This window comes from Streptomyces sp. NPDC029152, from assembly GCF_055564355.1.
In genome coordinates, this window is sequence record NZ_JBVHWR010000003.1 from 256,326 (window position 1) to 282,309 (window position 25,984).

Below are 25,984 nucleotides of genomic sequence, written 5' to 3' on the forward strand. Positions count from 1 at the left end.
ACAAATTCCTCCGGATCATGTGCGGAGGCAACCGAGGCCCCCTCGGCGGGCAGAACTCGGGGGCGTAGGTTCGACGCGTACGCATCTGCACCTCTGGTCGGGCCGCTTCACCGCGCCCTGCCCACTGCGTGCCCTTCGGAGCGGACAACTACGGTCAACAGGAGCATGCGCCGAAGTAGCACACCCCCATCGTTGACCATGTACCCGCAGGTCAGAGCGGGGGCGACCGTCCAAGCGCCGTCGCTTCCCAAGCTGAGAGCGCGAGTTCGATTCTCGTCACCCGCTCCATGTGAAACCCCCAGGTCACAGACCTGGGGGTTTTCATTATCTAGACCATTTTGGGGGTTCCGTGCCCTCTGCGTGCCCCAAGTGCAGGTCAGCCGCTCCCTCCAGGGACTCTCGGGCGCAGATTGGGTCGAGAGGCACTCCCGAGGGCCCGAGTCGGCAGCGTGCCCGTAGCGTGCCCTCAAGACCGGTGCACCACGGTCGACAGCGGTGCGACACCACACGCCCGGACGCCACTCCAAGGCACATATCCCCAGGTCAGAGCTATCCTGCCTCACAAGCGCCATCGCTTCCCAAGCTGTTCTTGCGCACGCGTGCTTTCCCACACGGTGTGCCCCTGGGCGAGGGTGGATCACCCTCGCCCAGGGGCACGGTCCGGCAGCGGAGGCTCAGTGCGCTTCGCGGCGGGCCAGCTCCCCGCGCGAGCGGGTCACCAGCGCGGCCAGCAGGGCGGCGCCGAGGGGCACGGCGACCAGGAGGGCGGCGAGTGTCCCCCAGGGGACGACGATCGGCACGTACGGCGGGGCGTCACCGACGTTGGCCCACCCCTGGTCGAGAGTCTCCCGGTAGAAGCGCATCTGCTCGCGCTCCTCGGTGAGCCGCAGCCCGACCGCGGGCAGGACACCGGCCGCCGAGCCGAGGACCACCCCCATCGCGGCGACCACACCGCACTGGAAGCCGCTGAGCATGCGGCGCACCCGGGGCGGGGCGCCGACCGCGGCGAGCGTCTTGAGATCGGCCTCCGCGTCGGCCTGGGCGAGACCGGTGGCTATGCCGGCCGCACCGATGGTGACCAGGCCGGCGAAGACGGCCAGCGCGAGCAGGACGAGCCCGTTCTCGTCGACCCAGCCCTGCTCCACGGTCAGCTCGACGTTGCTGCCGAGCTTGGCGATCTCGGCGTCGAGCCTCTGCAGTTGCTCGGTGCTGGGCAGCCGGTCGGTGCTGAAGAAGGCGCCGAGGGGGACGGTGGTCAGTCCGGCGGCCTTGGCGGCGGCGGGGCTGAGCACGCTCTCCACTCCGTAGGAGTCGGGCGAGCCGGGCACCTGGTAGGCGGGGAAGGACTTCAGCTCGCCCGGGACCGGCTTGTTCTGCTCGACGGCGCGGTCGGCGGCCTCCGGGTCGGTGATCAGCTTGATGCCGACGGTGCCGTTCCTGTCGACCTGGGGCCTGTGGAAGCTGAGGAGCTTTCCGTCGGCGAGGGCCTTGGCCGCACCCGGGTCGTCGATGCCGAGGACCTTCAGGAGCGGGGCGTCGGCGACGAGGAGACCCTCCTCGACGTAGATGCCGTTGCCGTCGCGCGAGAGGCAGCGCCAGTCCTTGGCGAGGGCGCGCCGCTGCTCCTTGGTGTACTTCTCCACCAGGTCGGAGCCGTCGGGGGAGACGGCCCACAGCGGGCACTCGTTGGCCGGCGGGATGACGACGTCGAAGCGGCCACAGCCCTCGCCCTCGTCATACGGGTCGCAGCCGGGCTTGCCGACGACGATCCGGAACACGTCGGCGCGGACGTCGACGGGCAGCGTCCGCTGCACGGCGTCGCGGACCGCGGGGACGTCCCGGCCCCCCTCCTCGGTGACGAGCGCGGCGACGGCCCCGTGCGGCAGGCTGGCCCGGTACTCGGCCAGACTCTGGGCGTCGCGGCTCGCGGCGTACGTCGAGACGGCGACGGTGCCCGCGACGGCGGCCAGGACGGCGGCGACAGCGGGTGCCGTACGGCCCCGGTTGCGGACGGCGTCCCGCAGGGCGAGGCGCGGCGAGAGCGGCAGCCAGCGGCCGGCCCGGCCGAACAGGCCGACCAGGGCGGGCGTCATGGCGACCACACCCAGCTCGGCGATGGCCGAGCCACCCGCGACCAGGACGAACTGGTCGGAGACGACCGAGCCGTACAGGGCGATGGCCGCGCCGAGCAGGACAGCGCCGAAGCCGATCAGCGGCAGCACGCGGTTGCTGCGGCGCACGCCGCGACGGCCGGTGAGGGAGGCCAGGACGGTCTGCCGGGAGGCGGTGACGGCCGGGATGACCGCGGAGAGCAGGCCGGTGAGGACGGCGAGCGCGGCGATGGCGAGCAGTTCCAGCGGCCTGACGGTGAAGCCGCCGAACCGCTGCCCCATGTAGTCCTCGAGGAGCGGCCGGAGGGCGAAGGTCAGGACCAGGGCGAGGACGATGCCGACCAGGGCCGCCGCGACGCCGATGACCAGGCCGCCGCTCAGCACGATGGCCCGGATATGGCTGCGGGCACCGCCGTTGGCGCCGACCAGGCCGAGCTGGCGGCGGGAACGACGGGCGCCGACGGCGAAGGCGGGACCGGCGAGCAGGCAGATCTCCAGCATCGCCAAGCCGACGACCGTGCCCGCGGCGGCGAGCGCGGCGGCGTCGGCACCCCCGCTGTTCTTGGCCCAGTCCTTTCTCTGGTAAAGCGGCACCTCGGAGTCGGCGGGCGGGTCGAGGACCACGACGCGCGAGGTGACCAGGACGCCCTTGACGTTGATCGCCTGGACCGTGTTCCACGTGAAACCACCGGCCTTCTTCACCAGGTAGGTGGTGGAGATGTCGGGCTTCGACAGTCCGGCCTTCTCGACCGCCTTGGCGTACGGCGCCAGGAAGGCCCCCGGCAGGGCGTTGACCTGCTGTGCCGTGAGGTCGCTGGGCAACTCGTACGAGCCGCTGATCACATAGGTGCGGTCGAAGCCGCGGGCGGTGAGGGTGGAGCCGACGGACAGCCCGCTGCTCTCCAGGAACCGGGTGGTCGCGGCGATCTCGTCGTTCTTCTCGGGGAAGCGGCCCTCCTGCAGCCGCATGATGCCCCGGGCGACGGGATCGGCGGCGGCCAGCTCACGGACCTCGGTCTGGAGCAGACCGTGAGTGGTGGTCAGCTTGGCGGTGCCGCTGCTGTCGGTCAGCACCGTCGAACCGGCCGGGATGGTCTTGGTGACATCGGTCGGGCCGTCGGGCCAGGGCGTGCCCGGCGAGTAGTAGTCCCCGGCCGGGGTGCTCTGCTCGCCCTCGGGGTCCTGCAGGATGGCCACGCCGCCCGTCCGGGCGTCGGAGAAGCGAGCGTCGGCGGCACCCAGGGTGCGCTCCATCCGCTGCGCGGGGGTGAGTTCGGCGCTGCGCAGGGTCAGGTCCAGGGCGCTCACGCCCAGGATCGGCAGCGCGATCATGGCGAGGACGAGGAAGCTGCGGCCCTTGGAGCGCCAGGCGTCACGGCGGGCGATGCGGACCGCGGCCCGCCAGGAGTGGAACCAGGTCGTCACCGCTGGGCCGCCCGGCCGGTCAGGAGCGAGTCGGCGTCGCTGCGTATGGTCTGGTCGACGACGGCGCCGTCCCGCAGGAAGACGACCCGGTCGGCCCAGGCGGCGAACCGCGGCTCGTGGGTGACCATGATGCCGGCGGCTCCGGCGTCGCAGCGGGAGCGCAGCAGGGCCAGCACGGACTCGCCGGTCTCGGAGTCGAGGGCGCCGGTGGGCTCGTCGGCGAGGACGAGTCGGCGGTCGCCGACGAGAGCGCGGGCGATGGCCACGCGCTGCTGCTGGCCGCCGGACAACTCGTCGGGGAACCGGTCGGCGAGTTGGCCGAGGTCCATCTCGGCGAGGGCGGCGAGGGCCTCGGTGCGGGCCTTGCGGGCCGATATGCCGTCCAGTTCGCGGGGCAGGGCCACATTCTCGGCGGCGGTGAGGGCCGGGATGAGGTTGTAGTCCTGAAAGACGTAGCCGATGCTGCGGCGGCGCAGGGCGGCGAGCCCTTTGATGCCGAGGGCGGTGATGTCGGTGCCCTCGACGAAGACCTGCCCGGAGGTGGGGTTGTCGAGGCCACCGGCGATGGTGAGCAGGGTGGACTTGCCGGAGCCCGACGGGCCCATGACGGCGACGAGTTCACCGGGGTGGACGTCGAGGTCGATGCCGCGCAGGGCGTGCACCTCGGTGGCGCCGGAGCCGTGGACGCGGGTCAGGTTCCGCAGACTCAGCACGGGTTGCTGCTGTTGTGTGGACATGGTTCCCCCTCGGGCGTACGCCGGCGAACGGCCGGACGTCGGTGCGACAGACGGACCGTCCTTGGCAGCGCCGTGCGTACGGTATGGGTCTGGCCGGGTGGTTCGGAGTCTTCGGGTGCTACGAGTGGGTCGGGTGGAGCCGGTGGACTCGGTCGGCCCTGTGGGTCCGGTCGTTCGGACACTCAGGGCCGGTCGCGAAGGTCGGACGTCACGGGCGGTGGCGTGCGGCCTCCTCTGCCCCGGCCGCCGCCCGCGCCCCCGTCGCTCCCGCCACCGCCCCCGGCGAGGCCGGCTCCGGCCCCGCCGCCCGGGCGGTCGACGAGAGACGGATCAGCCGGGACTCGCAGTGGTCGAGCCAGCGCGCCTCGGCCTCGGTCTGGAAGATCAGCTGCTCCAGGACGAGGAGCCAGGCGATGTCGTCCCGCTCCCGGTCCCCGTTCCTCTCCACGGCGGTGAGGGCCTGCGCCTTCAGCCGGGTGTAGTCCTGCATGGCCTTCACGGTGTGCCGACGCTGGGACTGGATGACGTCACGGATGTCGACCCCGGGCGCCCCGACCGCCATGGCCAGCTTGATGGCCAGCTCGTCACGGGCCGGGCTGGTGCGGTCGACGGGGTGCTCGAACCAGCTGCGAAGTTCGACGCGACCGCTGTCGGTGATCGCGTAGAGCGAGTGGCCGGCCTCGTCCTCACCGTCCTGCACGACCATGCCGTCGCGTTCGAGCCGGCTGAGCGTCGTGTAGACCTGACCCACGTTGAGCGGCCAGGTGGAGCCGGTGCGGAACTCGAACTCCGTACGGAGCTGTGAGCCGTAGCGCGGGCCGCGTTCGAGGAGGGCGAGAAGCCCGTGGCGGATCGACATACCGAGTATGTATACCGAGTAAGTCCGCGATGGACAAGCGTCCTGAGGCGGACGCCGGAGGTCCGACTCAAGGGGGATCCGGGCCGTCGCGAGCCGCTCAGCGGCGGCGCGTCCGCACCCCGAGGAAGCCGATACCGAGGCCCGCCAGAGCCAGCACCACGCCAGTGTGAACACGGGAATCCGCCGGTCGGAGAGGCCGAGGGGGGCCTCGGTGCCGGTCCCGTGAGCGGCCGCCGACTGCTCCGCGGGCAAGCTCTCGGCGGCCGGGGCGTCCGTCTTGGGTACCGCACCGACCACCTCGTCCGACTCCTCGGCGGGCTCCTCCTCTGTTGCCGTTGCAGTACGAGCGGGCTTCACCGGGCTCGTGGAGGACGGCGAGCCGGAGGGGTCGGCCGGGTTGTCCGCGAACTCCCCCGGGATTGTCCGCGATCGGTAACGGACGCATCCCGCCGCCGCCGTTCGTCGTCCTGCCAGGTGGACTCGAGGTGATCGAGGCGGACGACTGCGGGGAAGCGGGGCGGAGATGGCACGGCACAGTGGCGGGCGGGGCTGGTACGGCAAGGTCGTCGGGGCGGCGCTCGGGGTGACGATGCTCGCCGTCGGTGCGTCGGTGTGGACCGCGCAGGCCGGCTCCGTGGGCGCTTCCTCGTCACCGGAGGCGACCGCGCCGGCCGCGCCCGGCGGTGCCGGCGAGCAGGTCGCGGTGACCATCGCACACGCCTCGGACGCGGGGGCGCGCGGCGTCAACATCACCGTCGACGACGGCCCCGACCCCGCGTGGACGCCCCAGGTGCTCGACGTGCTGCGGGAGTACGGGGTGAAGGCCACCTTCTGCGTGACGGGGGCCCAGGCGCAGGCCCACCCGGACCTCGTGAAGGAGGTGGTCGCGGCCGGGCACCGCCTGTGCAACCACTCGGTCTCGCACGACACCGCCATGGACAAGAAGTCCGAGGCCTACCAGTCGCAGGAGATCCTCGACGCCGAACGCATGATCGTCGAGGCGTCCGGGGGCGTGAGGCCGATGTACTACCGGGCACCGGGGGGCGCCTTCACCCCCTACAGCCGCAAGCTCGCCGCCTCCCACGGCATGCGCCCGCTGGGCTGGAACGTGGACACCAAGGACTTCGAGCAGCCGGGCACGGACGCCATCGTCGCCACCGTGGAGCGGGAGCTCCCCAACGGGCCGACGGTCCTCTTCCACGACGCGGGAGGCGACCGCGCCCAGACCGTCGAGGCCCTGCGCCGCGTCCTGCCCCGGCTCAAGGAGCAGGGCTACTCCTTCGGCTTCCCGGTGCGCTGAGCCGACGGCCGACGGCCGGCGGCCACGCGCGGGGACCGACGACGCCGCGCGCGTCCGCGAAGCGGTGGGGCCGCGGGAGGAGGCCGCACGGCTGAGCCGCGACGGCTTCCCCGGAAGGAAACACGAGGGACCCGGGTGTCTCCGGTCGCCTCGGAACCGTGGTCGGGCACCGGGTGAGGCCGCGCGATCCGACCCGTCGTCCCGCATTTCCCGCGCGCCAGGCAGACTTTGCCGTGTAGTTCCGTTGACGGAGGAGGACTCGCGCATGATCACGCTCACCAAGGAAGACGGCCCGGCCGACCTGGACGGAGTGACCCATCTGTCCATCGGCGTCTCCTGGGACCCGACCGCCGGCAGCAGCGGCGGGGTCATGGGCAAGCTGCGCCGCAAGAGCGGTACCGACCTGGACCTGATCGCCATCGCCATGCAGGGCGGCGACCCGGTGCGCCTGGCCGGGATCGACTCGCTCGACCCGATGGGCAACGGCTCGCTGCTGCACAGCGGTGACAACCAGACGGGGCACGGGGACGGGGACGACGAGACGGTGACCGTCGAGTTCGCCCGGCTCCCCGCCCCCATCACGTCGATCGTGTTCATCGCCGCGGCCTACAAGAAGGGCAGCTCCTTCCAGAAGGCCCGCAACGTCAGCTTCAAGGTCTACGACGCGACCGGCGGCAGCTCCCAGCAGGTCGCCGACATCTGGCCCAGCCTGCTCAGCCAGGACAACGGCTGCGCCGTGGCCAAGGCCGTGCGGGTCGGTGACACGTGGAAGCTGCAGGTGATCAACGAGACGGGGAAGATCAAGCAGGGCGACGAGCACGCCCTGATGCGTTTCGCCGTCAGCAAGTAGGACGGGAGCGGCGGCGCGGCAGCCGTCGCCCGGGGGCGGGGAGCCGGCGGGGCGGGAAGCGGGGCCCGCGGAGAGCTCCGTGCCGGTGGCGGTTCCGCCTCCGCCCGTCCGCCCGGTCCCCGGCGACCGTCCGGCGGCCGGCCGGGAAGGCGTGCCGCGTCAGTCCTCCTCCGCGGCCCGCGCGTCGCCCAGCAGGTCGCGCAGCAGCCGCTCGTCGGCCGGACCGAGGCCGGACACGAAGCTCGCCAGGACCGCCTCGCGGTCGCTCTCCGCGTCCAGCACCCGGCGCATCCTGCGGGCGGCCAGACCCGCCTGGTCCGCGGCCGGCGTCCAGGCGAACGACCGGCCCGCGCGCTCCCGGCTCACTACGCCCTTGTCCAGCAGCCGGGTCAGGATCGTGACCACCGTCGTGTGGGCCAGGTCCCCGCCCAGGCGCTCCCGCACCCAGCCGGCCGTCACCGGGCCCTCCGCCTCACGCAGCGCCGACAGCACCAGTGCCTCCAGTTCGCCCTGTCCCCGCCGCCGGGGACGCCGGTGATCCGTCACGCCGCACTCCCTTCCGCCGCCGCCCGTTTCCCGGGCGGACATCGTATAGACGCCCGGGCCGGCCGGACTGTACGCGCATCGAACGGGCATCCGTATGGGCGAGATAAGACCACCCGAGGGGCAAACGTGGAGATATCAGGAATCATCAGCGCCGTCGTGATCGGCGTCGTCATCGGCGTGCTGGGCCGGCTCGTCGCCCCCGGACGCCAGCGCATCGGCATCCTGTGGACCATCGCGGTCGGTATCGTGGCCGCCTTCATCGGATCGGCCCTCGCCGCGGCGTTCGGCGTCGCCGACACCGAGGGCGTCGACTGGGTCGAGTGGCTCATCCAGATCGTCCTCGCGGCGCTGGGCGTGGCCGCCCTCGACCGGGCCAAGGCCCGCCGCTGACGGGCCCCGCACCCGCTCGCGGCCGGTGTGCTTCTTGTCTCGGCACGGGGCGGGGACGACGTCCGCGGCGTCTCCCGTGCCGAGAGGGGCGCCGGCGCCCCACGGAGCCGTCCGCGGAGGTCACAGCGGTGCGAGGGGCGGCGGCACCGACGGACCCTGCGGTCGGAGCGGAGCAATATCTGTGGCCATGGAAGGAGAATTCGGCACGACGCGCCGGGAATATTCCCCTCCCGGCCGTCCACGGCCGGATTATTCCACGCGTCCGGCCGATCACGGCGTGCTACTGTCGATGGAAGTTGCAGTAGTGGTTGCCTGAAGGTTTTTCCGACGGGGTGATCATCGCGGCGACCGGAGCGCGCACAGGGCGGGCTCCGAGCACCGTTTCCGAAGGAGATTCATCATGGCCACCGGTACCGTGAAGTGGTTCAACGCCGAAAAGGGCTTCGGCTTCATCGAGCAGGACGGCGGCGGCCCCGACGTCTTCGCCCACTACTCGAACATCAACGCCCAGGGCTTCCGCGAGCTGCTGGAAGGCCAGAAGGTGTCGTTCGACGTGGCGCAGGGCCAGAAGGGCCCGACGGCCGAGAACATCGTTCCCGCCTGACGCTCACGCGCACTTCGCAGCTGGGGCCCGCACCTCAAGGGGTGCGGGTCCCAGCTCGCCGCGTTTCAGGGCGCGTTTCCGCATTCCTCCGGTTCTCCCCCGGTTCTTTCATTCCCTGAATTCTCTGTTTCCCCGGATTCACCCGTTTCTCCCGGTCGCCCGGCCCACCTCGCCGAAGCCGACCGGGGCCGGCTCGTTCTTGCGATTCCCTGCGCTGCTCCTCGCTGCGGGACTCCCTCGATACGTGCCGTATCAAGGAAGGTTCCCCATGAACCGCACACGAACGAACAGCCGTTTCTCCCGCACCCGCGGCGGAGCCCCGGGCTCCGGCAAGGGCGGCGGCCGGTTCTCCGAAGGCTCCGGGCGGTCCGGCGGTCCGCGCCGCGCCCAGGGCTCCGGACGCCGGCCGGCCGCTCCCCAGGGCGAGTTCGCGCTGCCGGAGACGATCACCCCGGCGCTGCCCGCCGTGGAGTCCTTCGCCGACCTCGACATGCCGCCGGCCCTGCTGGCCGCGCTCGGCCGCGAGGGCGTGACCGAGCCGTTCCCGATCCAGGCGGCGACCCTGCCCAACTCGCTGGCCGGCCGTGACGTGCTCGGCCGCGGCCGTACCGGTTCGGGCAAGACCCTCGCCTTCGGCCTCGCCCTGCTGGCCCGTACGGCGGGACGCCGTGCCGAGCCGCGGCAGCCGCTCGCCCTCGTCCTCGTTCCCACCCGCGAACTCGCCCAGCAGGTCACCGACTCGCTCACCCCGTACGCCCGCGCCGTGGGCCTGCGGTCGGCCACCGTCGTCGGCGGCATGTCGATCGGCAAGCAGGCCGGCGCCCTGCGGGCGGGGGCCGAGGTCCTCGTCGCGACGCCCGGCCGCCTCAAGGACCTCATCGACCGGGGCGACTGCCGGCTGGACGACGTCGAGACCACGGTCCTGGACGAGGCCGACCAGATGACCGACATGGGCTTCATGCCCCAGGTCACCGCCCTGCTCGACCAGGTGCGCCCCGACGGGCAGCGGCTGCTCTTCTCCGCCACCCTCGACCGCAACGTCGACCGGCTGGTCAAGCGCTACCTGAGCGACCCCGTGGTCCACTCCGTCGACCCGTCGGCCGGCGCGGTCACCACGATGGAGCACCACGTGCTGCACGTGCACGAGACGGACAAGCACCGCACGACCACCGAGATCGCGGCGCGCGACGGCCGGGTCATCATGTTCCTGGACACCAAGCACGCCGTGGACAAGCTGGTGAAGCATCTGCTGAACAGCGGCGTCCGCGCGGCGGGCCTGCACGGCGGCAAGTCCCAGCCGCAGCGCACGCGGACCCTCGCCCAGTTCAAGGACGGACACGTCACGGCGCTGGTGGCGACCAACGTCGCGGCCCGCGGCATCCACGTCGACAACCTCGACCTGGTCGTCAACGTGGATCCGCCCACCGACCACAAGGACTACCTGCACCGCGGCGGCCGTACGGCCCGCGCGGGCGAGTCCGGCAGCGTCGTCACCCTGGTCACCCCCGGCCAGCGCCGTGACATCAGCCGGCTGATGGCGTCGGCCGGCATCACCCCGCAGATCACCCCGGTCCGGTCGGGCGAGGCGGAGCTGACCCGCATCACCGGCGCGCAGGCGCCGTCCGGCGTCCCCGTCGTCATCACCGCGCCGGCCGTGGAGCGTCCCCGACGCGCCGCGTCCGGGGGCTCCCCGTCCCGTGGCCGCCGTGGCCGCGGCGGCGCACCGGGCCGCACCGCCCAGGGCGGCGGCACCGGTCAGGGCGGCGGCACCGGTCAGGGGCGCACGGGACAGGGCCGGTCCGCGCAGGGTGGCTCCGCCCAGGGGCGGACCGCCGGGGAGACGCCCCGGCGCAGGCCTCGGCGGCAGTCCTCCGGCGACTCGGCCGCCTAGACCGTCGGCACGACCGGGGCCCCGGCACCGGGGCCCCGTCCGGCAGAACGGCCACCACGAACGGCAACTCCTCCGATTCCCTCCCTTCCCCCTGTGAGGCGTCATGCGCTGTGTCATCGCCCGGTACCCCTTCGACCTGACCAAGGACGGAGTGCTCAGCTCGATGAAGGGCGTCACGCCCGAGCCCATCACGGGTGAGTCCGTGACCATCGGCCGCCGCCGTTACCCCGTCAAGCAGGTCGGCGCGGTCATCACCCGTCAGGACCGCCGTGACTTCACCGGCGGCGAGGTCACCCGGGCCATGGCCCGGCTCGGCTTCACCTGCCACCCCGCCCCCGGGGCCGCACCCGAACCCGCGCCCGCCGCCACGCCGGTGCAGACCGCTTCGGCGCTGCTCGGCGGCGCCTCGCCGCTGGACGGCTGAGGCCGCGCCGGACGGCGGGACGGACGAGGGCCACGGCATCAGCCGGCGGCGGCCAGACCGGCCGCCCGGCCCTCGTCGTCCCACCGCACCTCCAGGACCCGCTCGACGGCGTCCCGGTCGACCGGTCCGAACACGTGCGGGAACAGGGTGCCTTCGGCCACCCCGGGCGGCGGGGCGGGGGCCGCCGCCTCCCACACGCACGGCGAGGTGAGCCGCTCCTCGTCGATGCCCAGGGCGAGCAGGGGCCGGGGAGCGGTGCGGTAGAAGGCGTCGGCGACGGCGAGGGTCGTCTCCTCGTCCGGTGAGCAGTGGACGAAACCGTCCTCGGCGAGCGACGCGGGCGCGTACGGCCGGCCGGGGTCGGCGTCCCAGTCGGCGAGCGGTACGACGTGATAGATCATCGTCCGATTGTCCCGGTGGTACGCCTTCGCGTCCTCACGCCGAGGGCGTGGCCGCGGTGCCCGGGCGGGCCGCCGGCCCGGCCGGGGGCGGGACCGAGGTCGCCGGCGCCGGCCGGCCCACGGCCGGTGACGTGCTCGGCCCGGCGGACGGCTCGACGGGGACGGACGTGCGGGGGACCGGCCGGCCCGGGTCCCGGGACGGGGCGTCGGACGGAGCGGGCGCGGACGGCGACGGCGACGGCGCGGACGGCGGCGGCGCGGACGGCGAGGGCGCGGACGGCGACGGCGAGGGGACGGCCGGGGGCGCCAGCGGAACGGCCGGGCGGGCCGGCGGGCCGGGGTCCGTCCACGGGACGGGCAGCGTGACCAGGGCGGCGACGGCGGCGCAGGTCACGGCGGCCCCGGCGGCGGCCCGCAGCAGACGGCGCCGGGACGCCGCCCGGCGGATCGCCTCGTAGCGGCCCGGCGGCGGGCCCAGGAAGTCCGGATCCGGGCGCAGGACCACCAGCAGCGGGTCGTGCGGATCGTCGTGCGCGTGTTCCGGGCCGTCCGGATCGTCCTCAAAGCGTGTGGTCAAGGCTTCTCCTCAGATGGACGCGGAGCAGTTCGCGGGCCGCGTGCAGATCGGCCTTGACGGTTCCTTCCTTGCGCCCGGTCAGCACGGACACCTCCCGGATCGGCATGTCAGCGTAGTAGTGGAGGAGGATCGGCACGCGCAGTCGCTCCGGCAGGGACTGCACGAGCAGGCGCACCGAGGGGTCGGCCTGCTCGGGGTGCGGGCGGATGGCGACCTCCGCGGTGACCCGGCGCACGGCCCGGCGCTCGCGCTCCAGCTTGCGCCAGTGGTCCCGGACGAGGTTGGCGGCGGTGACGTAGAGGAAACCGCGGGGCTCGTCCACGGACGTCCAGCGGGCCCAGAGCCGGGTGAACGCCTCCGAGGCGATCTCGTGGGCCGTCCCGTCGTCGTCGACGAGGCGGCGGCACCAGCCGGCCAGACGGGGGTAGAGGGCGGCGAACAGCTCGGACGCCGCCCTGTCACGGGACCGTTTCAACGCTCTCCATGGTCGTGGGGGCAGGGGGAAGACGCCGGTGCGGGGGTGCGCGTTCCCGCGGTCACGACGGCGCGGAAGCCGTCGGCGCGCCGGCGGACGCCGTGTCCGTGGCGGACGCCGTGGCGGACAGCGCGGCGAAGGCGATGACGTTGTCCCGGTAGCCGTGGCCGTCGTGCGGGCCGCCGCACGTGATGAGCCGCAGCTCCGGGCGGTCCACGTCCCCGTAGACGTCCTGGGTCGGGAAGTCGGCCTTCGCCACCGTGCGCACGGACGTGACGGTGAACACCGCGACCGTGCCGTTCTCCAGGCGCGCCTCGATCCGGTCGCCGGGGCGCAGCCGCGCGAGGTGGCGGAAGACGCCGTCCCCGTGGGCGCCGACCGTGACGTGGCCGAGGACGACCGACGGCCCCACCTGCCCCGGCGTCGGCGAATGCCGGTACCAGCCCGCGCGGTCGTGGTCCGTGACGGGCGGCACCTGCACCGTGCCGTCCGGTTCCAGTCCCAGCCGCATCACCGGGGTGTCGACCCCGATGGCCGGGATGCGCAGGCCGACCGGGACCGACCGCCCCAGGGGCCGCACCGGCCCGTCGTGGGACCGCACGGGGGGTGCCGTGCGGGCGGGCGGTGGGGTGGCGGCCTCCTCGGCCCCGTGCCCGCCGCCGCAGCCCACGAGCAGCGAGGCCAGGGCGAGGCCGGTCAGGGCGCGCCGGGAGAACGCGCTCACGCCCCGGTCGCCCGGCGGCGGCGTACGACGAAGGCGACCGCGCCGCCCGCGGCGAGCAGCGTGCCGGCGCCCGCGCCGACGAGCGTGCCACCGTCCCCGGGGGACGACGGGGCCGTCGCGCCGGTGTCGGGCGCGCCCTCGGGCACGGCGGAGACCTGACCGCCCGGGGTCCCGCCCGGCTCGGCGGCCGGGGCCGGGGAGCTGACGGACGGCACCGGCACCGGCACCTCGCTCGGCTCGGCGGCCGGGGCGGGGGAACTGACGGACGGCACCGGGCTCGGCCTGCTGCCGGGTGCGGAGGTCGGGTCGTCGGCGAACGCGGGGACGGTGCCCGCCAGTACGGCGGTGCACGCGAGGGCCAGGGCACTGAGGACGGTGCGGCGCATCGGGTCGCTCTCTCTCGTCGGTCGGTCGGTCCGCCCGCCCGTGGTCGGTGGGCGGGACGCGTGGTCGCGTGGATCGCGGACCGAGCGGAGAGACGAGGCGGCGGCGGAGCGGGTTGCAAAGAGATGGCAAAGTCGCCGGGGCGGCCGTGCCCGCCCGCTTCCCGCGGACCCGTGACGTGCCGGCCGGGCGCCCCGCCCCGGCGCCCCCGCGGACCTAGCGTGGCCGTATGCGCGTACTGGTCACCGGCGGTGCCGGGTTCATCGGGTCCCACGTCGTGGAGGCGCTGCGGGCGCACGGGCACGAGCCCGTCGGCTACGACGTCCGCGAGGACCCCCGCGCCGACGTGCGCGACCCGGCGGCCGTCGCCGGGGCGCTGGCCGGGGTGGACGCCGTGTGCCACCAGGCGGCGATGGTCGGGCTCGGCAACGGCTTCGCCGACGCGGCGGAGTACGTCTCGCGCAACGACCTCGGCACCGCCGTGCTGCTCACCGCCATGGCGGAGGCGGGCGTACGGCGGCTGGTGCTGGCCGGGTCGGTGGTCGTGTACGGGGAGGGGCGGTACGCGTGCGGCCGGCACGGGACGGTGCGGCCCGGGCCGCGTGCCGTCGCCGACCTGGACGCGGGCCGGTTCGATCCCGCGTGCCCGGTCTGCGGCGCGGACCTGGCCCCGGGCCTCGTCGGCGAGGACGCCCCGGCCGACCCGCGCAACGTGTACGCCGGCACCAAACTGGCCCAGGAGCACCTGGCCGCCGCCTGGGCCCGGACGACCGGCGCGGCGGCGGTGTCGCTGCGCTACCACAACGTGTACGGACCCCGGATGCCCCGCGACACCCCGTACGCGGGCGTCGCGTCCTTCTTCCGCTCCGCGCTCGCCCGCGGCGAGGCCCCGCGCGTCTTCGAGGACGGCCGCCAGCGCCGGGACTTCGTGCACGTGCGGGACGTGGCCGCGGCGAACGTCGCGGCGCTGGAGGCCGCGCCGCCGGCCGGGACGCTCACGGTCTACAACACCGGCAGCGGCGACCCGCGCACGGTGGGCGAGATGGCCGCCGCCCTGTCCGCCGCGTACGGCGGGCCCGATCCGGTCGTCACCGGCGAGTACCGCCTCGGCGACGTACGCCACATCACCGCCGACTCCTCGCGGCTGCGGGCCGAACTCGGCTGGCGGCCGCGGGTGGGGTTCGCGGAGGGGATGCGGGAGTTCGCGCGGGCGGAACCGCGCGGGGCCTGACCCCGTGCGTCCCCGCCGGTTCGTCCGGTTCGCCCGGTTCGGGTTCGTAGGGTGAGGGCCGTGACCACCTCGCCCGCCCCGGATGTCGACGTCGTGCTGCCCTGCCTGAACGAGGCCGGGGCGCTCCCCTGGGTCCTGGCCCGGATCCCCGACGGCTGGCGCGCGCTCGTCGTCGACAACGGCTCCACCGACGGCTCGGCGGACCTCGCCCGCGCCCTCGGCGCGACGGTCGTGACCGAGCCGCGCCGCGGCTTCGGCGCCGCCTGCCACGCCGGGCTGACCGCCGCCACCGCCGACGTCGTCTGCTTCTGCGACTGCGACGCCTCCCTCGACCCGGTCCTGCTGGTGCCCTTCGTGCGCGAGATCCGCGCCGGCACGGCCGATCTGGTGCTCGGCCGCAGGCGCCCCCGGGGCCGGGGCGCGTGGCCCGCGCACGCCCGCGCGGGCAACCTCGCGCTCGCCCGGATGCTGCGCCGTCGCACGGGCCTCGGCCTGCGCGACCTCGGCCCGCTGCGCGCCGCCCGCCGCGAGCGGCTGCTCGCCCTCGGCCTCACCGACCGGCGCAGCGGCTACCCCCTCCAGATGGTGGTGCGCGCCGCCGACGCGGGCTGGCGGATCACCGAGCACGACGTCCCCTACCTGCCCCGCGCCGGGGCCTCGAAGGTGACGGGGACCTGGCGCGGCACCTGGCAGGCGGTGCGGGACATGCGCCGGGTCCTGGCCGAGGATCCGGCCGGGCCGGTCCCGCGTCACACGGCCCGCGGGGGGAACTCACGGTGAGCATGGCGACCACCCTCCTCGTCATCGCCAAGGAGCCGCGTCCGGGCCGGGTCAAGACCCGCCTCACCCCGCCCTGCTCCCCCGCCGAGGCGGCATCGCTCGCCGAGGCGGCCCTCGCCGACACCCTGAGCGCCGTGGCCGCCGCGCCCGCTCGGCGCCGGGTGCTGGTGCTCGACGGCGCCCCCGGCCCCTGGCTGCCGGCCGGCTTCGACGTCGTACCGCAGGGCGCGGGCGGGCTCGACGAACGGCTCGCGGACGCCTTCGCCGGGTGCGACGGGCCCGCCCTGCTGGTCGGGATGGACACCCCGCAGGTGACGCCGGAGCTGCTCGCCGTGGACTTCGCCGGGTGCGACGCGTACTTCGGCCCGGCCGAGGACGGCGGCTTCTGGGCGCTGGGCCTGGCCCGCCCCGCCCCGGGTCTGCTGCGGGGCGTGCCCATGTCGACGCCGGTGACGGGGGCGGTGCAGCGCGCGCGGCTCGTCTCGGCCGGGCTGCGGGTGCGCGACCTGCCGCCGCTGCGCGACGTGGACACCGCCGCCGACGCGCGGGCCGTCGCCCGACTGGCCCCGCACGGCCGCTTCGCCGCCCGGCTGGCCGGGTGCCCGGCGCTCACGGACGAGCGGACGGGCCGATGAGCGGCTCGGCGAACGGGGCGGCGAGCCGTGCCCGGGCCGGCCGGGCGCCGCCCCGGCCCCCGTCCCCTGGGCCGCCTCCGGCTCCTACGCCGCCGCCCTGCGCGCCGGCCGGGGGCCGTCGTTCCCGCGCCGCGCGGACGGGCCGGCTGCTGCCCCTGGAGGCGGAGCGCCGGTGCGACCGGGCCGACGCGGCCGACCGGGAGGTGCTGGACCGGTGCGAGGGCGCCGTGCTCGACGTGGGCTGCGGGCCCGGCCGGCTGGTGGCGGAGCTCTCCGCCCGGGGCCGGACCGTCCTCGGCATCGACGTCAGCGAGGCCGCCGTCGCCCGCACCGTACGGCTCGGCGGCCAGGCGCTGTGCCGCTCCGTCTTCGAGCCGCTGCCCGGCGGGGGACGCTGGGGCACCGTCCTCCTCATGGACGGCGACGTCGGCATCGGCGGCGACCCCCGTGCCCTGCCCGCCCGGGTGGCCGCCCCGCTCGCGCCCGGCGGCCCGCTGATCGCCGAGACGGCCGGGACCGACGTCGGCGAACGCGCCCGGGTGCAGGTCGTCGGCGTCACCGCCGGCCACGCGGCGGGCAGCCCCTTCCCGTGGACCCGTCCGGGCACGCCCGCCCTGCTGCGCCACGCGGGCGCCGGCCGGCGGACCGCCGCTCAGTGGACGTCGGGCGTCCGCCGGTTCGTCGCGCCGCGCAGCGTCAGGAGCAGGGCCGAGCCACCGAACAGCACGGCCGTGATCAGCAGCCAGCGGGTCGAGAAGCCCTCGGCCGACAGCCCGGCGACCGACCGGTAGCGCCGGTCCACCCGGCCGCTGACCAGCGGGAACCACACGAGCAGCAGCAGCCCGGAGAACGCGGCCGGAACCCGTACGTACAGCACCCACGCCCGGCGCCCGGCCGCGTCCAGTCCGCGGACGACCGCCCGGTCGGCCACCGCGTACAGCGGCAGCAGCACGAGGTCGTGCAGCAGCGCCGCCCCCACGAACCACAGGGCCACGCCGAGCCCGTCGCCGGCGAGCAGCCGCACGCCCGCGTACCCGGCGAGCGCGAACGAGCAGAGCAGCAGGAGGATCTGGAGGGGGCTGCCGGTCACGGACCGCCACCCGGCCGCGTGGTCCCGCGTCCACTTCGTCACGGCGCTCACCCCAGGTCTCCGAACGTCAGCCTCGTCACCCACTTGGTGTTCAGCACACCGGGCGCGGCGGGCACGATGATCCGCGCCGGATACCCGTGGTCCGCGCTCAGCGTCTCCCCGTTGACGGACAGCGCGAGCAGGGAGCGCGCGTCGGCCACCTGGTTGGCGCGCAGCGCCCCGCTGCGGAAGGCGCCGTGCCGCTGGAGGGACTCCACGAACACGTCCGGCGGGTCGTCCTCGAAGCCCACGCGCGCGGCGAGGTCCCGCAGCCGTACGCCGCGCCACCACTGGTCGGACGTCGACCAGCCCTCGACGCAGGCGATGGGCAGCGCCGCGCTGTGCTGCCCCATGTCCAGCAGCTCGGCCCGGCCGAGCCGGACGGTTCCCGTGCGCCCGGTGACGACGAGCCGCCAGGCGTCCTCGCGGGTCTCGGCCGGGTCGATGCCCGCGTACGCGGCCGTCTTGTTGATCTGGAACCCGTTGGGACCGTTCCCCGGTTCGGGCCCGCCGTGCGGCGAGAGCACGGCCGTCTCCCGCAGCGGTCCGTCGAAGCTGCGGCCGGCGTTGGTGACGAACATCAGCGCCGAGCCGCCGCCGACCAGCCACAGCGCCCCGCGCCGGGAGACGGTGGGCGGGTCGGGCCGCGGGGCGGCCAGGTCGTCGTCGCGTTCGTCGCGCGGCGTCCTCAGGGCGCGCAGCGCGAGCGGCGTCTTGAGCGCGACGTGCACGGCGAACGCGGCGAAGAACACCCAGGCGCCGTAGAAGTGCAGCGGGTAGAAGGAGCCGGGGAAGACGTAGTCCAGCTGGACGTTGAGCACCCCCGTCACGAACTGGAACAGCCCGCCCCCGACCAGCAGCAGCAGCGAGATCCGCTCCAGCCCGTGGGCGAGCGAGCGGACCGGCGGCAGCGCGAACAGCCGCGGCACGACCGACCACAGCTTGGCCAGCAGCACCGGGATCAGCGTGAGGCCCAGGGTGACGTGGACACCTTGGTCGAGGCGGTACAGCCAGGCCGGGCCGGCCGGCCACGCGAAGAGGTAGAAGCCGAGGATCCCCTTGTCCGGGGTCTTGTCGTTGACCGGGTCGAGGCCGGGGTTGTAGGCGGCGTACGAGAGCAGGCCCGTCACGAACAGCACGGTGACGCCGACGAGCAGGACGAGGCCGAGCACCGCCGTGAACCGGCGGCCCCGCAGCGGGCTGCGCCAGAAGCCCGGGGAGGACGGGAGCCGTGAGGCGAGGTCGCGCATGCCCCGACCGTAGGCCGGGACCGGCCGCGGGACCGGTCCGCGACCCGTGACGAAACGCTGACGTCCGCCGCGTGCACCAGTCCCCGGCCCGTCCCGCGGCCTACGGTGCCGAGGTGATCCGCCAACGCCCCGGCCGCCGCGACTCCCGCGGTCTTCGCGATCTGTACGCCGTCGTGCCCGCCGTGCTCCTCGTGACGGCGGCCGTGCTGATCGGCCGTCACCTCCAGGCCACCGACCACTCGCTGCTGGTCGGCTGGCCGCCGCTGGTCGGCCGCTGGGACCCGCACGTCGGCCCCGGCACGCCCGCGGCCGTCCTGTCGGCGGTGGCGACGGCGGTGTACGGCCCGTCCGTCGCCGCCCGCCTGCCGTGGCGTGCGCTGCTCGCCGCGTCCTGGGGCGCGGCGACGGCCTGGATCTGGTCCCTCGCCCTGGTCGACGGCTGGCACCGGGGCGTCGCGGTCCGGCTCACCACCCGCTTCGAGTACCTCCGGGTCATCGACCGCTGGCACGACGTCCCGGCGACCCTGCGCGACTTCACCCGCCACATCCTGATCGACTCCCCCGACAACTGGCCCGCCCACGTCGCCGGTCACCCTCCGGCGGCCACGCTCACCTTCGTGCTGCTCGACCGGATCGGGCTGGGGGGCGGGGGCTGGGCCGGGGCCTGGTGCATCACCGTGGGCGCCACGGGGTGCCTGGCGGTGCTGGTGGCGGTGCGCGCGCTGGCCGGCGAACGGCTCGCCCGCCGGGCGGCGCCCTTCCTGGTGGTGACGCCGGCCGCGGTGTGGGTGGGCACGTCGGCCGACGGGTACTTCGCGGCGGTCGCGGCCTGGTCCGTGGCGCTGCTGGCCCTCGCGGTCACCGGACGCTCGCTGTGGTGGGCGGCGGGCTCGGGGCTGCTGTTCGGCCTGACCTGCTACCTGTCGTACGGGCTGACGCTGTTCGCGGTGATCGGCGCGGCGGTGCTGTGGCTCGGCCGGCGCGGGGTGCGGGAGCGGCCGGTGCTGTTCGTGCCGCTGCTGGCGGGGGCGGCGGCGGTGCCGGTGGCGTTCACCGTGGCCGGGTTCGACTGGTGGGAGGCGTACCGCCTGCTGGTCGAGCGGTACTACCAGGGGGCGGCCGGCATCCGGCCGTACGGCTACTGGGTGTGGGCCGACCTCGCCTGCGCGGTGCTCATCACGGGCCTGGCGACGGTGGCGGGCCTGCGGCGGTCCGGGGGCGTGCTCCTGGCCGGACGGCGCGGCGGGACCGTGGACCCCGAGGACGGCCGGGCGGCGGTGCTCGTGACCGCCGGGCTGCTGGCCCTGCTGGCCGCCGACCTGTCCGGCATGAGCAAGGCGGAGACGGAACGCATCTGGCTCCCCTTCGCCCTGTGGCTGCTGCCGGCCTGCGCCTTCCTGGACCGCCCGCGGGTGTGGCTGGCGGCGCAGGCGGTACTGGCGCTGCTCCTCAACCATCTGCTCGCGACCGGCTGGTGAGCGGGCCCGGGCACACGCGGAAGGGCCCGCACCTTTCGGTGCGGGCCCTCCTGTGCGCTGCGCGCGTGTTACGCGGGAACGATGTTCTCCGCCTGCGGGCCCTTCTGGCCCTGCGTGACGTCGAAGTTCACCCGCTGGCCCTCCTGGAGCTCACGGAAGCCCTGGGTGGCGATGTTCGAGTAGTGGGCGAAGACGTCGGCGCCGCCGCCGTCCTGCGCGATGAAACCGAAGCCCTTTTCGGCGTTGAACCACTTCACGGTACCGGAAGCCATGTTTTTCTCCTAAGCAGTGCTGAAGACCCGCACCGTGCGGGTCTTCCCATCGCTGCGATGATCACCTGCCCGGAAAACCGGTAACGCGAATGGCAACCACAACTGCAACTGATGTCGAGACTAGCACGGAATAGCCGGGAGGCCCGGGCGACTAATCACGGCGAAAATCACTGCGAGAATGGGAATGCGGATATCTTCTCGCTTACCCGCGAATATCTGTTTCGCCGGTGTCAGATTTTCACCCGCGGCCGCCGTCCCCGGGCCGCTCGGCCGCGCGGCGCAGCTCCTCGTTGATCCGCAGCGCCTCCTCCAGGTCGTCCTCGAGCCGGACGATGCGGCAGGCGGCCTCGATCGGCGTGCCCTGGTCGACCAGTTCGCGGGCCCGGGCGGCGCGGCGCAGCTGCTGCCGCGAGTACCGGCGGTGGCCGCCCTCCGACCGCATGGGGCTGATCAGATCCGCCTCACCGAGGGCGCGGAGAAACCCGGGCGTGGCGCCGATCAGGGCGGCCGCCCTTCCCATGGTGTAGGCCGGGTAGTGATCGTCGTCGAGCCGGTCGGCGGCCGGTGTCCGGCCTTCGGCGTCCAGCCTGCTCTCCGAGGGCATGCATACCTTCCCGCGGACCGCCGAGGACACGGCCCGCCGCGGGGAATCCGTTCCCCCACACCTGAACTCTAGTCGCGCCGGTCGGATACCTGCTGCGGCGAACACATATCCGACCGGTGCGGCGAACCGGGTCAGGGCGCCACCGGCGCCGGTCCCACCAGTTCCGTCAGGACGTCCTCCATCGTCACGAAGCCCAGGACCGTGCCCGTCCCGCCGGTGACCGCGGCCAGGTGGCTGTCCTCGGCGCGCAGGGCGGTGAGGGTGTCGTCGAGGGGGGTGTCGATGCGGACCCGGGTGACCCGGTGCAGGGCGCTGCGGGGGAAGGGGCGGTCGCGGTCGGTGATGCCCAGGGTGTCCTTGATGTGCAGGTAGCCGAGCACGGTGCCGCCGGGGCCGGTGACCGGGAAGCGGGAGTAGCCCGCCTCGGCGGCCAGGCGTTCCAGCTGGGCCGGGGTGACCGTGTGGTCGACCGTGCGCATCTTCTGGGCCGGGACCAGGATCTCGCCGACCGGGCGGGTGCCCAGCTCCAGCGCGTCCCGCAGGCGCTCGCCGTCGGCCGGGGTCAGCAGCCCGGCCTCGCTGGCGTCGACGACCATGCGGGCCAGCTGGTCGTCGGTGAAGACGGCCTCGACCTCGTCCTTCGGCTCCACCCGCAGCAGCCTGAGCAGCGTGTTGGCGAAGGCGTTGATGCCGAAGACGACCGGCTTCAGCGCCCGGGTGAGGGCGACCAGCGGGGGGCCGAGGACCAGCGCGGTGGTCGCCGGGGCGGCCAGCGCGATGTTCTTCGGGATCATCTCGCCGATCAGCATGTGCAGGTAGGTCGCGAGGGCCAGGGCGATGGCGAAGGCCACGGGGTGGACCAGCGCGTGCGGCATGTGGACGGCCTCGAAGGCCGGCTCCATCAGGTGCGCGATGGCCGGTTCCGCGACCGCGCCGAGCACCAGGGAGGAGACGGTGATGCCGAGCTGGGCCGTCGCCATCATGGCCGACAGGTGCTCCAGCCCCCACAGGGTCATCCGGGCCCGCTTGTCGCCCGCCTTGGCGCGCGGCTCGATCTGGCTGCGGCGCACGGAGATCAGGGCGAACTCGCCGCCGACGAAGAACGCGTTGGTCAGCAGCGTCAGGGCGCCGACGAGGAGCTGTACGGCGGTCATCGGGCCACCTCCGGCTCCCGGTGGGACGCCTCCGCCGGCTCCGCCGGCTCGGCGGCCGGCTCGGGCCGTGCCGGGGCGGTGATGCGCAGGCGGTCGGCGCGGTGGTGGTCGACGTCCAGGACGTCCAGGCGCCAGCCGTCCAGGTCGATGACGTCGCCCTCGGCGGGGATGCGCGCCAGGTGGGTGGCGACGAGGCCGGCCAGGGTCTCGTAGGGGCCGTCGGGCGCGGTCAGGCCGATCGCCGCGAGCCGGTCCAGCCGGAGCGAGCCGTCGGCCACCCAGGCCGCGCGGCCGTCCGCCCGGGCGGGGGCGGGCAGCAGGTCGGGCACCTCGACGGGGTCGTGCTCGTCACGCACCTCGCCGACGACCTCCTCCACGATGTCCTCGACGGTCGCCACGCCCGCGGTGCCGCCGTACTCGTCGATGACGACGGCCATGGTGCGGGTGGCGCGCATGCGCTCCAGGAGGCGGTCGGCGGGCAGGCTGTCCGGCACCAGGAGCGGCGCGGTGGCCAGCTCGGTGACCGGGGTGGCCGCGCGCCGCTCGGGCTCCAGGGCCAGCACGTCGCGGATGTGCACGGTGCCGATGACCTCGTCCAGGCTGTCCCGGTAGACCGGGAAGCGGGACAGGCCGGTGGCGTGCGAGAGGTTGGCGGCGTCCGCGGCGGTGGCGTGGGCCTCCAGGGCCTTGACGTCCACGCGCGGCGTCATGACGTTCTCCGCGGTCAGCTCGCTCAGGTGCAGGGTGCGCACGAACAGCTCGGCGGAGTCGGCCTCCAGGGCGCCCTCGGCGGCCGAGTGCTGGGCGAGGGCGACCAGCTCCTCGGGGCTGCGGGCGGAGGCCAGTTCCTCGGCCGGTTCCAGGCCGAAGCGGCGGACGAAACGGTTCGCCGTGTTGTTCAGGTGCCGGATGAAGGGGCCGAACGCGGCGGTGAAGCCGCGCTGCGGGCCGGCGACGACCTTGGCGACCGCCAGCGGGCTGGAGATCGCCCAGTTCTTGGGGACCAGCTCGCCGACGACCATCAGGACGACGGTGGAGACGGCCACGCCGAGCACGGTCGCCACCGTGGAGGCGGCACCGCCCAGGCCGGCCGCCGTCAGCGGGCCGCGCAGCAGCGCCGCGAGCGACGGCTCGGCGAGCATGCCGATGACCAGCGAGGTCACGGTGATGCCGAGCTGGGCGCCGGAGAGCTGGAGGGTCAGGCCGCGCACGGCCTTCAGGGCGCCGTCGGCGCCGCGCTCGCCGGACTCGGCGGCACGCTCCAGGTCACCGCGCTCGACGGTGGTGAGCGAGAACTCGGCCGCGACGAAGACGGCGCAGGCCAGGGTGAGGAGGAGGGCCAGCAGGAGCAGCAGGACCTCGGTCACCGCGCCACCCCGCTTCCCTCACGCGCGTGCAGGGGGGCTGGCGGACCGTCCATGTCGGCACGGCCGGTACTGGGGGGCTCCATTGCGGAACGGGACTCCTTTGACGGGGTCGGCGGGGGCGGTGTGGTCCGCCCGGGGTTTCCCTCACATGGTAAAGGACGAGCAAAGACAGCGGGAGTCCGCGGACCCCTATGCTTCTACTCGCCTGTAGAGAACGGCCGGACGGTTCCGGTTGTTCCCCGCACGCATGTCCCCCGGCACGAACGTGAAGGAGTGAACGCCTCGATGGTGTTCAAGCGGCTGCTCGGTTCCCTCGGCGTGGGCGGGCCCACGGTGGACACGGTCCTCGACCCCGCGCCGGCCCGGCCGGGCGGTGCGCTGACGGGCCGGGTCGACCTCGTCGGCGGCACCACGGAGGTCGACGTCGAGCACATCACCCTGGAGCTGGTGGCCCGGGTCGAGGCCGAGCACGCGGACGGGGAGAGCGAGGGCGTCGTCGCCTTCGACCGGTTCACCGTCGGCGGCGGCTTCCGGCTGGCCGCCGAGGAGCGGCGCAGCGTGCCCTTCACGGTGACGCTGCCCTGGGAGACCCCGGTCACCGAGCTGCACGGGCAGCCGCTGGGCGTCGTCCTCGGCGTGCGCACCGAGCTGGCGGTCGCCGGTGCCCGGGACAAGGGCGACCTCGACCCGCTGGCCGTGGCGCCCCTGCCCGCGCAGGAGGCCGTCCTGGAGGCGCTCGGGCAGCTCGGCTTCGGCTTCAAGTCGGCCGACCTGGAGTACGGCCGCATCGGCGGCACCGGGCAGCAGCTGCCCTTCTACCAGGAGATCGAGCTCGCCCCGGCCCCGCAGTACGCCCACCAGGCCGACGAGATCGAGCTGACCTTCCTGGCCGCGCCCGGCGGGCTGGAGGTGGTCCTGGAGGCGGACAAGCGCGGAGGTCTCCTCGGGGGCGGCCACGACGCCCTGAGCCGCTTCACCGTGCCGCACGGGGGAACCGCGGTGCAGGACTGGGGTGCCCTCGTCGACGGCTGGGTCCGGGAGCTCGTCGAGCACCGGGCGTCCTACGGCTCCCACGCCGTGTACGGGCACGGGGGCGGCCACGGGCACGAGCCCGGGCACCACTCCGGTCCGGGCGTCGGCACCGCCGTCGCGGCGGGCGCGGCCGGGCTCGCGGTGGGCGTCGTCGGCGGCATGGTGGCGGCCGAGGCCGTCGACGAGATCGGGGACTTCTTCGAGGGCGGCGAGGGCGACGAGGGCGACGAGGGGGACGAGGGGGAGGAAGGGTGAGCGACGGCGGGGCGAGGACGGGCGGACCGTCGTCCGCGGCGCCCGCCCCGGCCTCGGCCCGCCGCCGCCCGCGTCCGGCCGCCGGCCGGCGGCCCCGCCGGACCCCGATCGACCCGGGGTCCTTCCTGCCGTAGATTCCGACCGGGCCCGCGACACGGGCCCGGACCGCACGTCACCTGGGGAGCCCCGTGTTCGGACTGAGCGAGCTCGCGATCATTCTCGTCGTCGTCATAGCCGTCCTCGCCGTCAAGAGGCTCCCCGGCCTGGCCCGCTCGGCGGGCAGGTCGGCGCGCATCCTCAAGGCGGAGGCCCGGGCGGCGAAGGACGAGCAGGCCCCGGCGGGGGACCCGGGGACGCCGCGCGTGATCCCCGGCGAGACGGTCCGCCGCGAGGACGCCGCCGGCGGCGGTGCCACCGGCCCGGGAGACGCCGGCGCCGGACCGGACCGGGGCGACGCCCGGGCCTGACGGCCCGGCGGGACGCGTCTCAGGACGGGTCGTCCGGGAGCGACGCCGCGTTCCTGATGATGTCCGTCAGCGACAACACCGCCGCCGACCTGCTGCTGGAACGGGTCGGCCTGGACGCCGTCAACCGCACCACGGCCCGGCTCGGCCTCACCCGCACACGGGCCGTGTCGTCCTTCGGCGAGATGCTCGCCGCGATGCGGGAGGACGCGGGACCGGACGGCGCCCGGGCACTGGCCGGCCCGCACGTCATCACCCGGCTGCGGTCCCTGGACCCGGCCCGCGCCAACCACAGCACCCCGCGCGACATGACCCGCCTGCTCACCGCCGTCTGGCGGGACGAGGCCTGCCCGCCCGAGTACGGCGCCGCCATGCGCCGCATCCTGGGCCTCCAGGTCTGGCCGCACCGCCTGGCCTCGGGCTTCCCCTTCGACGACGTGCACGTGGCCGGCAAGACCGGCACCCTGCCGACCCTGCGCAACGAGGTCGGCGTCGTCGAGTACCCCGACGGGGGCCGCTACGCCGTGGCCGTCTTCACCCGCACCGCCCGGACCGCGGCCACCCTCCCGGCGGCCGACGCGGTGATCGGCACGGCGGCCCGGATCGCGGTGGACGCGCTGCGGGCGCCGTGACGC

At 74.6% G+C, this 25,984-nt stretch carries 27 protein-coding genes and 2 pseudogenes; 14 read left to right on the top strand and 15 right to left on the bottom strand.

Annotated features, from left to right (window positions below; all coding sequences use genetic code 11):
• Positions 1-674: 674 nt before the first annotated feature.
• From ACZ4V6_RS07815 to ACZ4V6_RS07825, 3 genes are all read right to left on the bottom strand, one after another.
• Complete coding sequence (locus ACZ4V6_RS07815) at positions 675-3,536, bottom strand: FtsX-like permease family protein (protein ID WP_467823648.1); 2,862 nt, start codon at positions 3,534-3,536, stop codon at positions 675-677.
• The gene (locus ACZ4V6_RS07820; RefSeq protein ID WP_467823651.1) at positions 3,533-4,273 is read right to left on the bottom strand and encodes an ABC transporter ATP-binding protein; all 741 of its coding nucleotides are present in this window, start codon (positions 4,271-4,273) and stop codon (positions 3,533-3,535) included. Before ACZ4V6_RS07820 ends, ACZ4V6_RS07815 begins: the two co-directional genes overlap by 4 nt.
• Positions 4,274-4,481: 208 nt before the next feature.
• Positions 4,482-5,132 carry a PadR family transcriptional regulator gene (locus ACZ4V6_RS07825; RefSeq protein WP_467823654.1) on the bottom strand — a complete coding sequence of 217 codons (651 nt, stop codon included), beginning with the start codon at positions 5,130-5,132 and terminating at the stop codon, positions 4,482-4,484.
• A 523-nt stretch (positions 5,133-5,655) separates the two neighbouring features.
• Here ACZ4V6_RS07825 and ACZ4V6_RS07830 point away from each other — a divergent pair.
• Together ACZ4V6_RS07830 and ACZ4V6_RS07835 are read left to right on the top strand one after the other, a co-directional pair.
• Positions 5,656-6,432, top strand: coding sequence for a polysaccharide deacetylase family protein (locus tag ACZ4V6_RS07830; RefSeq protein WP_467823657.1), 777 nt, complete (start codon positions 5,656-5,658; stop codon positions 6,430-6,432).
• A 265-nt stretch (positions 6,433-6,697) separates the two neighbouring features.
• Entirely contained in the window at positions 6,698-7,282 is a 585-nt protein-coding gene (locus ACZ4V6_RS07835; protein ID WP_467823659.1) for a TerD family protein, read from the top strand.
• 159 nt (positions 7,283-7,441) lie between these two features.
• On the opposite strand, the gene ACZ4V6_RS07840 is transcribed toward ACZ4V6_RS07835, so the two are convergent.
• Positions 7,442-7,828, bottom strand: a complete 387-nt coding sequence (locus tag ACZ4V6_RS07840) for a BlaI/MecI/CopY family transcriptional regulator (RefSeq protein WP_467823662.1) — start codon at positions 7,826-7,828, stop codon at positions 7,442-7,444.
• A gap of 126 nt (positions 7,829-7,954) precedes the next feature.
• Here ACZ4V6_RS07840 and ACZ4V6_RS07845 point away from each other — a divergent pair, with 126 nt between their 5' ends.
• The 4 genes from ACZ4V6_RS07845 to ACZ4V6_RS07860 all read left to right on the top strand — a co-directional run bounded on the left by ACZ4V6_RS07845 (position 7,955) and on the right by ACZ4V6_RS07860 (position 11,137).
• A complete protein-coding gene (locus ACZ4V6_RS07845) occupies positions 7,955-8,218 on the top strand; it encodes a GlsB/YeaQ/YmgE family stress response membrane protein (RefSeq protein WP_467823665.1) in 264 nt (87 codons plus the stop codon).
• Between the two features lie 400 nt (positions 8,219-8,618).
• Positions 8,619-8,822, top strand: a complete 204-nt coding sequence (locus tag ACZ4V6_RS07850) for a cold-shock protein (protein ID WP_077796268.1) — start codon at positions 8,619-8,621, stop codon at positions 8,820-8,822.
• 268 nt (positions 8,823-9,090) lie between these two features.
• The gene (locus ACZ4V6_RS07855; RefSeq protein ID WP_467823668.1) at positions 9,091-10,713 is read left to right on the top strand and encodes a DEAD/DEAH box helicase; all 1,623 of its coding nucleotides are present in this window, start codon (positions 9,091-9,093) and stop codon (positions 10,711-10,713) included.
• A gap of 103 nt (positions 10,714-10,816) precedes the next feature.
• Positions 10,817-11,137, top strand: a complete 321-nt coding sequence (locus ACZ4V6_RS07860) for an SCO5918 family protein (RefSeq protein ID WP_467823671.1) — start codon at positions 10,817-10,819, stop codon at positions 11,135-11,137.
• A 38-nt stretch (positions 11,138-11,175) separates the two neighbouring features.
• Here ACZ4V6_RS07860 and ACZ4V6_RS07865 read toward each other — a convergent pair whose 3' ends face one another.
• From ACZ4V6_RS07865 to ACZ4V6_RS07885, 5 genes are all read right to left on the bottom strand, one after another.
• Entirely contained in the window at positions 11,176-11,538 is a 363-nt protein-coding gene (locus ACZ4V6_RS07865; RefSeq protein WP_467823673.1) for a DUF952 domain-containing protein, read from the bottom strand.
• Between the two features lie 34 nt (positions 11,539-11,572).
• Positions 11,573-12,115 (bottom strand): hypothetical protein, encoded by a 543-nt coding sequence (locus ACZ4V6_RS07870; RefSeq protein ID WP_467823676.1) that lies wholly within the window; start codon positions 12,113-12,115, stop codon positions 11,573-11,575.
• The gene (locus tag ACZ4V6_RS07875; protein WP_467823678.1) at positions 12,099-12,590 is read right to left on the bottom strand and encodes an RNA polymerase sigma factor; all 492 of its coding nucleotides are present in this window, start codon (positions 12,588-12,590) and stop codon (positions 12,099-12,101) included. Before ACZ4V6_RS07875 ends, ACZ4V6_RS07870 begins: the two co-directional genes overlap by 17 nt.
• 61 nt (positions 12,591-12,651) lie before the next feature.
• Entirely contained in the window at positions 12,652-13,314 is a 663-nt protein-coding gene (locus ACZ4V6_RS07880; protein ID WP_467823680.1) for a class F sortase, read from the bottom strand.
• Positions 13,311-13,700 (bottom strand): sortase-dependent protein, encoded by a 390-nt coding sequence (locus ACZ4V6_RS07885; RefSeq protein ID WP_467823683.1) that lies wholly within the window; start codon positions 13,698-13,700, stop codon positions 13,311-13,313. The genes ACZ4V6_RS07880 and ACZ4V6_RS07885 overlap by 4 nt, the downstream gene beginning before the upstream one ends.
• Positions 13,701-13,927: 227 nt before the next feature.
• Here ACZ4V6_RS07885 and ACZ4V6_RS07890 point away from each other — a divergent pair, with 227 nt between their 5' ends.
• The 4 genes and pseudogenes from ACZ4V6_RS07890 to ACZ4V6_RS07905 form a co-directional block, all read left to right on the top strand.
• Positions 13,928-14,929 carry an NAD-dependent epimerase/dehydratase family protein gene (locus ACZ4V6_RS07890; RefSeq protein WP_467823686.1) on the top strand — a complete coding sequence of 334 codons (1,002 nt, stop codon included), beginning with the start codon at positions 13,928-13,930 and terminating at the stop codon, positions 14,927-14,929.
• Between the two features lie 51 nt (positions 14,930-14,980).
• Entirely contained in the window at positions 14,981-15,709 is a 729-nt protein-coding gene (locus tag ACZ4V6_RS07895; protein WP_467823689.1) for a glycosyltransferase family 2 protein, read from the top strand.
• A gap of 2 nt (positions 15,710-15,711) precedes the next feature.
• Positions 15,712-16,344, top strand: coding sequence for a TIGR04282 family arsenosugar biosynthesis glycosyltransferase (locus ACZ4V6_RS07900; protein WP_467823691.1), 633 nt, complete (start codon positions 15,712-15,714; stop codon positions 16,342-16,344).
• Positions 16,341-16,631 (top strand): annotated as a pseudogene (locus ACZ4V6_RS07905) (SAM-dependent methyltransferase); the annotation flags it as partial. The gene ACZ4V6_RS07900 and the pseudogene ACZ4V6_RS07905, both read left to right, overlap by 4 nt.
• Before the next feature lie 365 nt (positions 16,632-16,996).
• Here ACZ4V6_RS07905 and ACZ4V6_RS07910 read toward each other — a convergent pair.
• Both ACZ4V6_RS07910 and ACZ4V6_RS07915 read right to left on the bottom strand, forming a co-directional pair.
• Positions 16,997-17,485, bottom strand: a complete 489-nt coding sequence (locus tag ACZ4V6_RS07910; RefSeq protein ID WP_467823694.1) for a hypothetical protein — start codon at positions 17,483-17,485, stop codon at positions 16,997-16,999.
• Positions 17,482-18,723: a molybdopterin-dependent oxidoreductase gene (locus ACZ4V6_RS07915; protein ID WP_467823696.1), complete on the bottom strand. Its 1,242-nt coding sequence runs from the start codon at positions 18,721-18,723 to the stop codon at positions 17,482-17,484. The genes ACZ4V6_RS07910 and ACZ4V6_RS07915 overlap by 4 nt, the downstream gene beginning before the upstream one ends.
• A gap of 113 nt (positions 18,724-18,836) precedes the next feature.
• Here ACZ4V6_RS07915 and ACZ4V6_RS07920 point away from each other — a divergent pair, with 113 nt between their 5' ends.
• Positions 18,837-20,201, top strand: a complete 1,365-nt coding sequence (locus tag ACZ4V6_RS07920) for a hypothetical protein (protein WP_467823699.1) — start codon at positions 18,837-18,839, stop codon at positions 20,199-20,201.
• 68 nt (positions 20,202-20,269) lie between these two features.
• On the opposite strand, the gene ACZ4V6_RS07925 is transcribed toward ACZ4V6_RS07920, so the two are convergent.
• The 4 genes from ACZ4V6_RS07925 to ACZ4V6_RS07940 all read right to left on the bottom strand — a co-directional run bounded on the left by ACZ4V6_RS07925 (position 20,270) and on the right by ACZ4V6_RS07940 (position 23,598).
• Positions 20,270-20,473 (bottom strand): cold-shock protein, encoded by a 204-nt coding sequence (locus tag ACZ4V6_RS07925; protein ID WP_003975194.1) that lies wholly within the window; start codon positions 20,471-20,473, stop codon positions 20,270-20,272.
• A gap of 238 nt (positions 20,474-20,711) precedes the next feature.
• Positions 20,712-21,077 (bottom strand): MerR family transcriptional regulator, encoded by a 366-nt coding sequence (locus tag ACZ4V6_RS07930; protein ID WP_467823701.1) that lies wholly within the window; start codon positions 21,075-21,077, stop codon positions 20,712-20,714.
• Positions 21,078-21,208: 131 nt separating this feature from the next.
• Positions 21,209-22,231: a hemolysin family protein gene (locus tag ACZ4V6_RS07935; RefSeq protein WP_467823704.1), complete on the bottom strand. Its 1,023-nt coding sequence runs from the start codon at positions 22,229-22,231 to the stop codon at positions 21,209-21,211.
• Positions 22,228-23,598 (bottom strand): hemolysin family protein, encoded by a 1,371-nt coding sequence (locus ACZ4V6_RS07940; protein WP_467823707.1) that lies wholly within the window; start codon positions 23,596-23,598, stop codon positions 22,228-22,230. Before ACZ4V6_RS07940 ends, ACZ4V6_RS07935 begins: the two co-directional genes overlap by 4 nt.
• 285 nt (positions 23,599-23,883) lie before the next feature.
• Between ACZ4V6_RS07940 and ACZ4V6_RS07945 the strand changes: the two genes are divergently transcribed.
• The 3 genes and pseudogenes from ACZ4V6_RS07945 to ACZ4V6_RS07955 form a co-directional block, all read left to right on the top strand.
• Positions 23,884-24,885 carry a sporulation protein gene (locus ACZ4V6_RS07945; RefSeq protein WP_467823709.1) on the top strand — a complete coding sequence of 334 codons (1,002 nt, stop codon included), beginning with the start codon at positions 23,884-23,886 and terminating at the stop codon, positions 24,883-24,885.
• Positions 24,886-25,073: 188 nt separating this feature from the next.
• Positions 25,074-25,352 (top strand): twin-arginine translocase TatA/TatE family subunit, encoded by a 279-nt coding sequence (locus ACZ4V6_RS07950; protein ID WP_467823712.1) that lies wholly within the window; start codon positions 25,074-25,076, stop codon positions 25,350-25,352.
• Positions 25,325-25,981 (top strand): annotated as a pseudogene (locus ACZ4V6_RS07955) (serine hydrolase); the annotation flags it as partial. The gene ACZ4V6_RS07950 and the pseudogene ACZ4V6_RS07955, both read left to right, overlap by 28 nt.
• Positions 25,982-25,984 lie beyond the last annotated feature (3 nt).

Coding starts and splice junctions, on each gene's coding strand:
- ACZ4V6_RS07935 (WP_467823704.1), bottom strand. CDS start 22,231: ATGACCGCCGTACAGCTCCTCGTCGGCGCCCTGACGCTGCTGACCAAC.
- ACZ4V6_RS07930 (WP_467823701.1), bottom strand. CDS start 21,077: ATGCCCTCGGAGAGCAGGCTGGACGCCGAAGGCCGGACACCGGCCGCC.
- ACZ4V6_RS07915 (WP_467823696.1), bottom strand. CDS start 18,723: ATGCGCGACCTCGCCTCACGGCTCCCGTCCTCCCCGGGCTTCTGGCGC.
- ACZ4V6_RS07860 (WP_467823671.1), top strand. CDS start 10,817: ATGCGCTGTGTCATCGCCCGGTACCCCTTCGACCTGACCAAGGACGGA.
- ACZ4V6_RS07900 (WP_467823691.1), top strand. CDS start 15,712: ATGGCGACCACCCTCCTCGTCATCGCCAAGGAGCCGCGTCCGGGCCGG.
- ACZ4V6_RS07855 (WP_467823668.1), top strand. CDS start 9,091: ATGAACCGCACACGAACGAACAGCCGTTTCTCCCGCACCCGCGGCGGA.
- ACZ4V6_RS07885 (WP_467823683.1), bottom strand. CDS start 13,700: ATGCGCCGCACCGTCCTCAGTGCCCTGGCCCTCGCGTGCACCGCCGTA.
- ACZ4V6_RS07850 (WP_077796268.1), top strand. CDS start 8,619: ATGGCCACCGGTACCGTGAAGTGGTTCAACGCCGAAAAGGGCTTCGGC.
- ACZ4V6_RS07830 (WP_467823657.1), top strand. CDS start 5,656: ATGGCACGGCACAGTGGCGGGCGGGGCTGGTACGGCAAGGTCGTCGGG.
- ACZ4V6_RS07925 (WP_003975194.1), bottom strand. CDS start 20,473: ATGGCTTCCGGTACCGTGAAGTGGTTCAACGCCGAAAAGGGCTTCGGT.
- ACZ4V6_RS07890 (WP_467823686.1), top strand. CDS start 13,928: ATGCGCGTACTGGTCACCGGCGGTGCCGGGTTCATCGGGTCCCACGTC.
- ACZ4V6_RS07865 (WP_467823673.1), bottom strand. CDS start 11,538: ATGATCTATCACGTCGTACCGCTCGCCGACTGGGACGCCGACCCCGGC.
- ACZ4V6_RS07820 (WP_467823651.1), bottom strand. CDS start 4,273: ATGTCCACACAACAGCAGCAACCCGTGCTGAGTCTGCGGAACCTGACC.
- ACZ4V6_RS07945 (WP_467823709.1), top strand. CDS start 23,884: ATGGTGTTCAAGCGGCTGCTCGGTTCCCTCGGCGTGGGCGGGCCCACG.
- ACZ4V6_RS07825 (WP_467823654.1), bottom strand. CDS start 5,132: ATGTCGATCCGCCACGGGCTTCTCGCCCTCCTCGAACGCGGCCCGCGC.
- ACZ4V6_RS07835 (WP_467823659.1), top strand. CDS start 6,698: ATGATCACGCTCACCAAGGAAGACGGCCCGGCCGACCTGGACGGAGTG.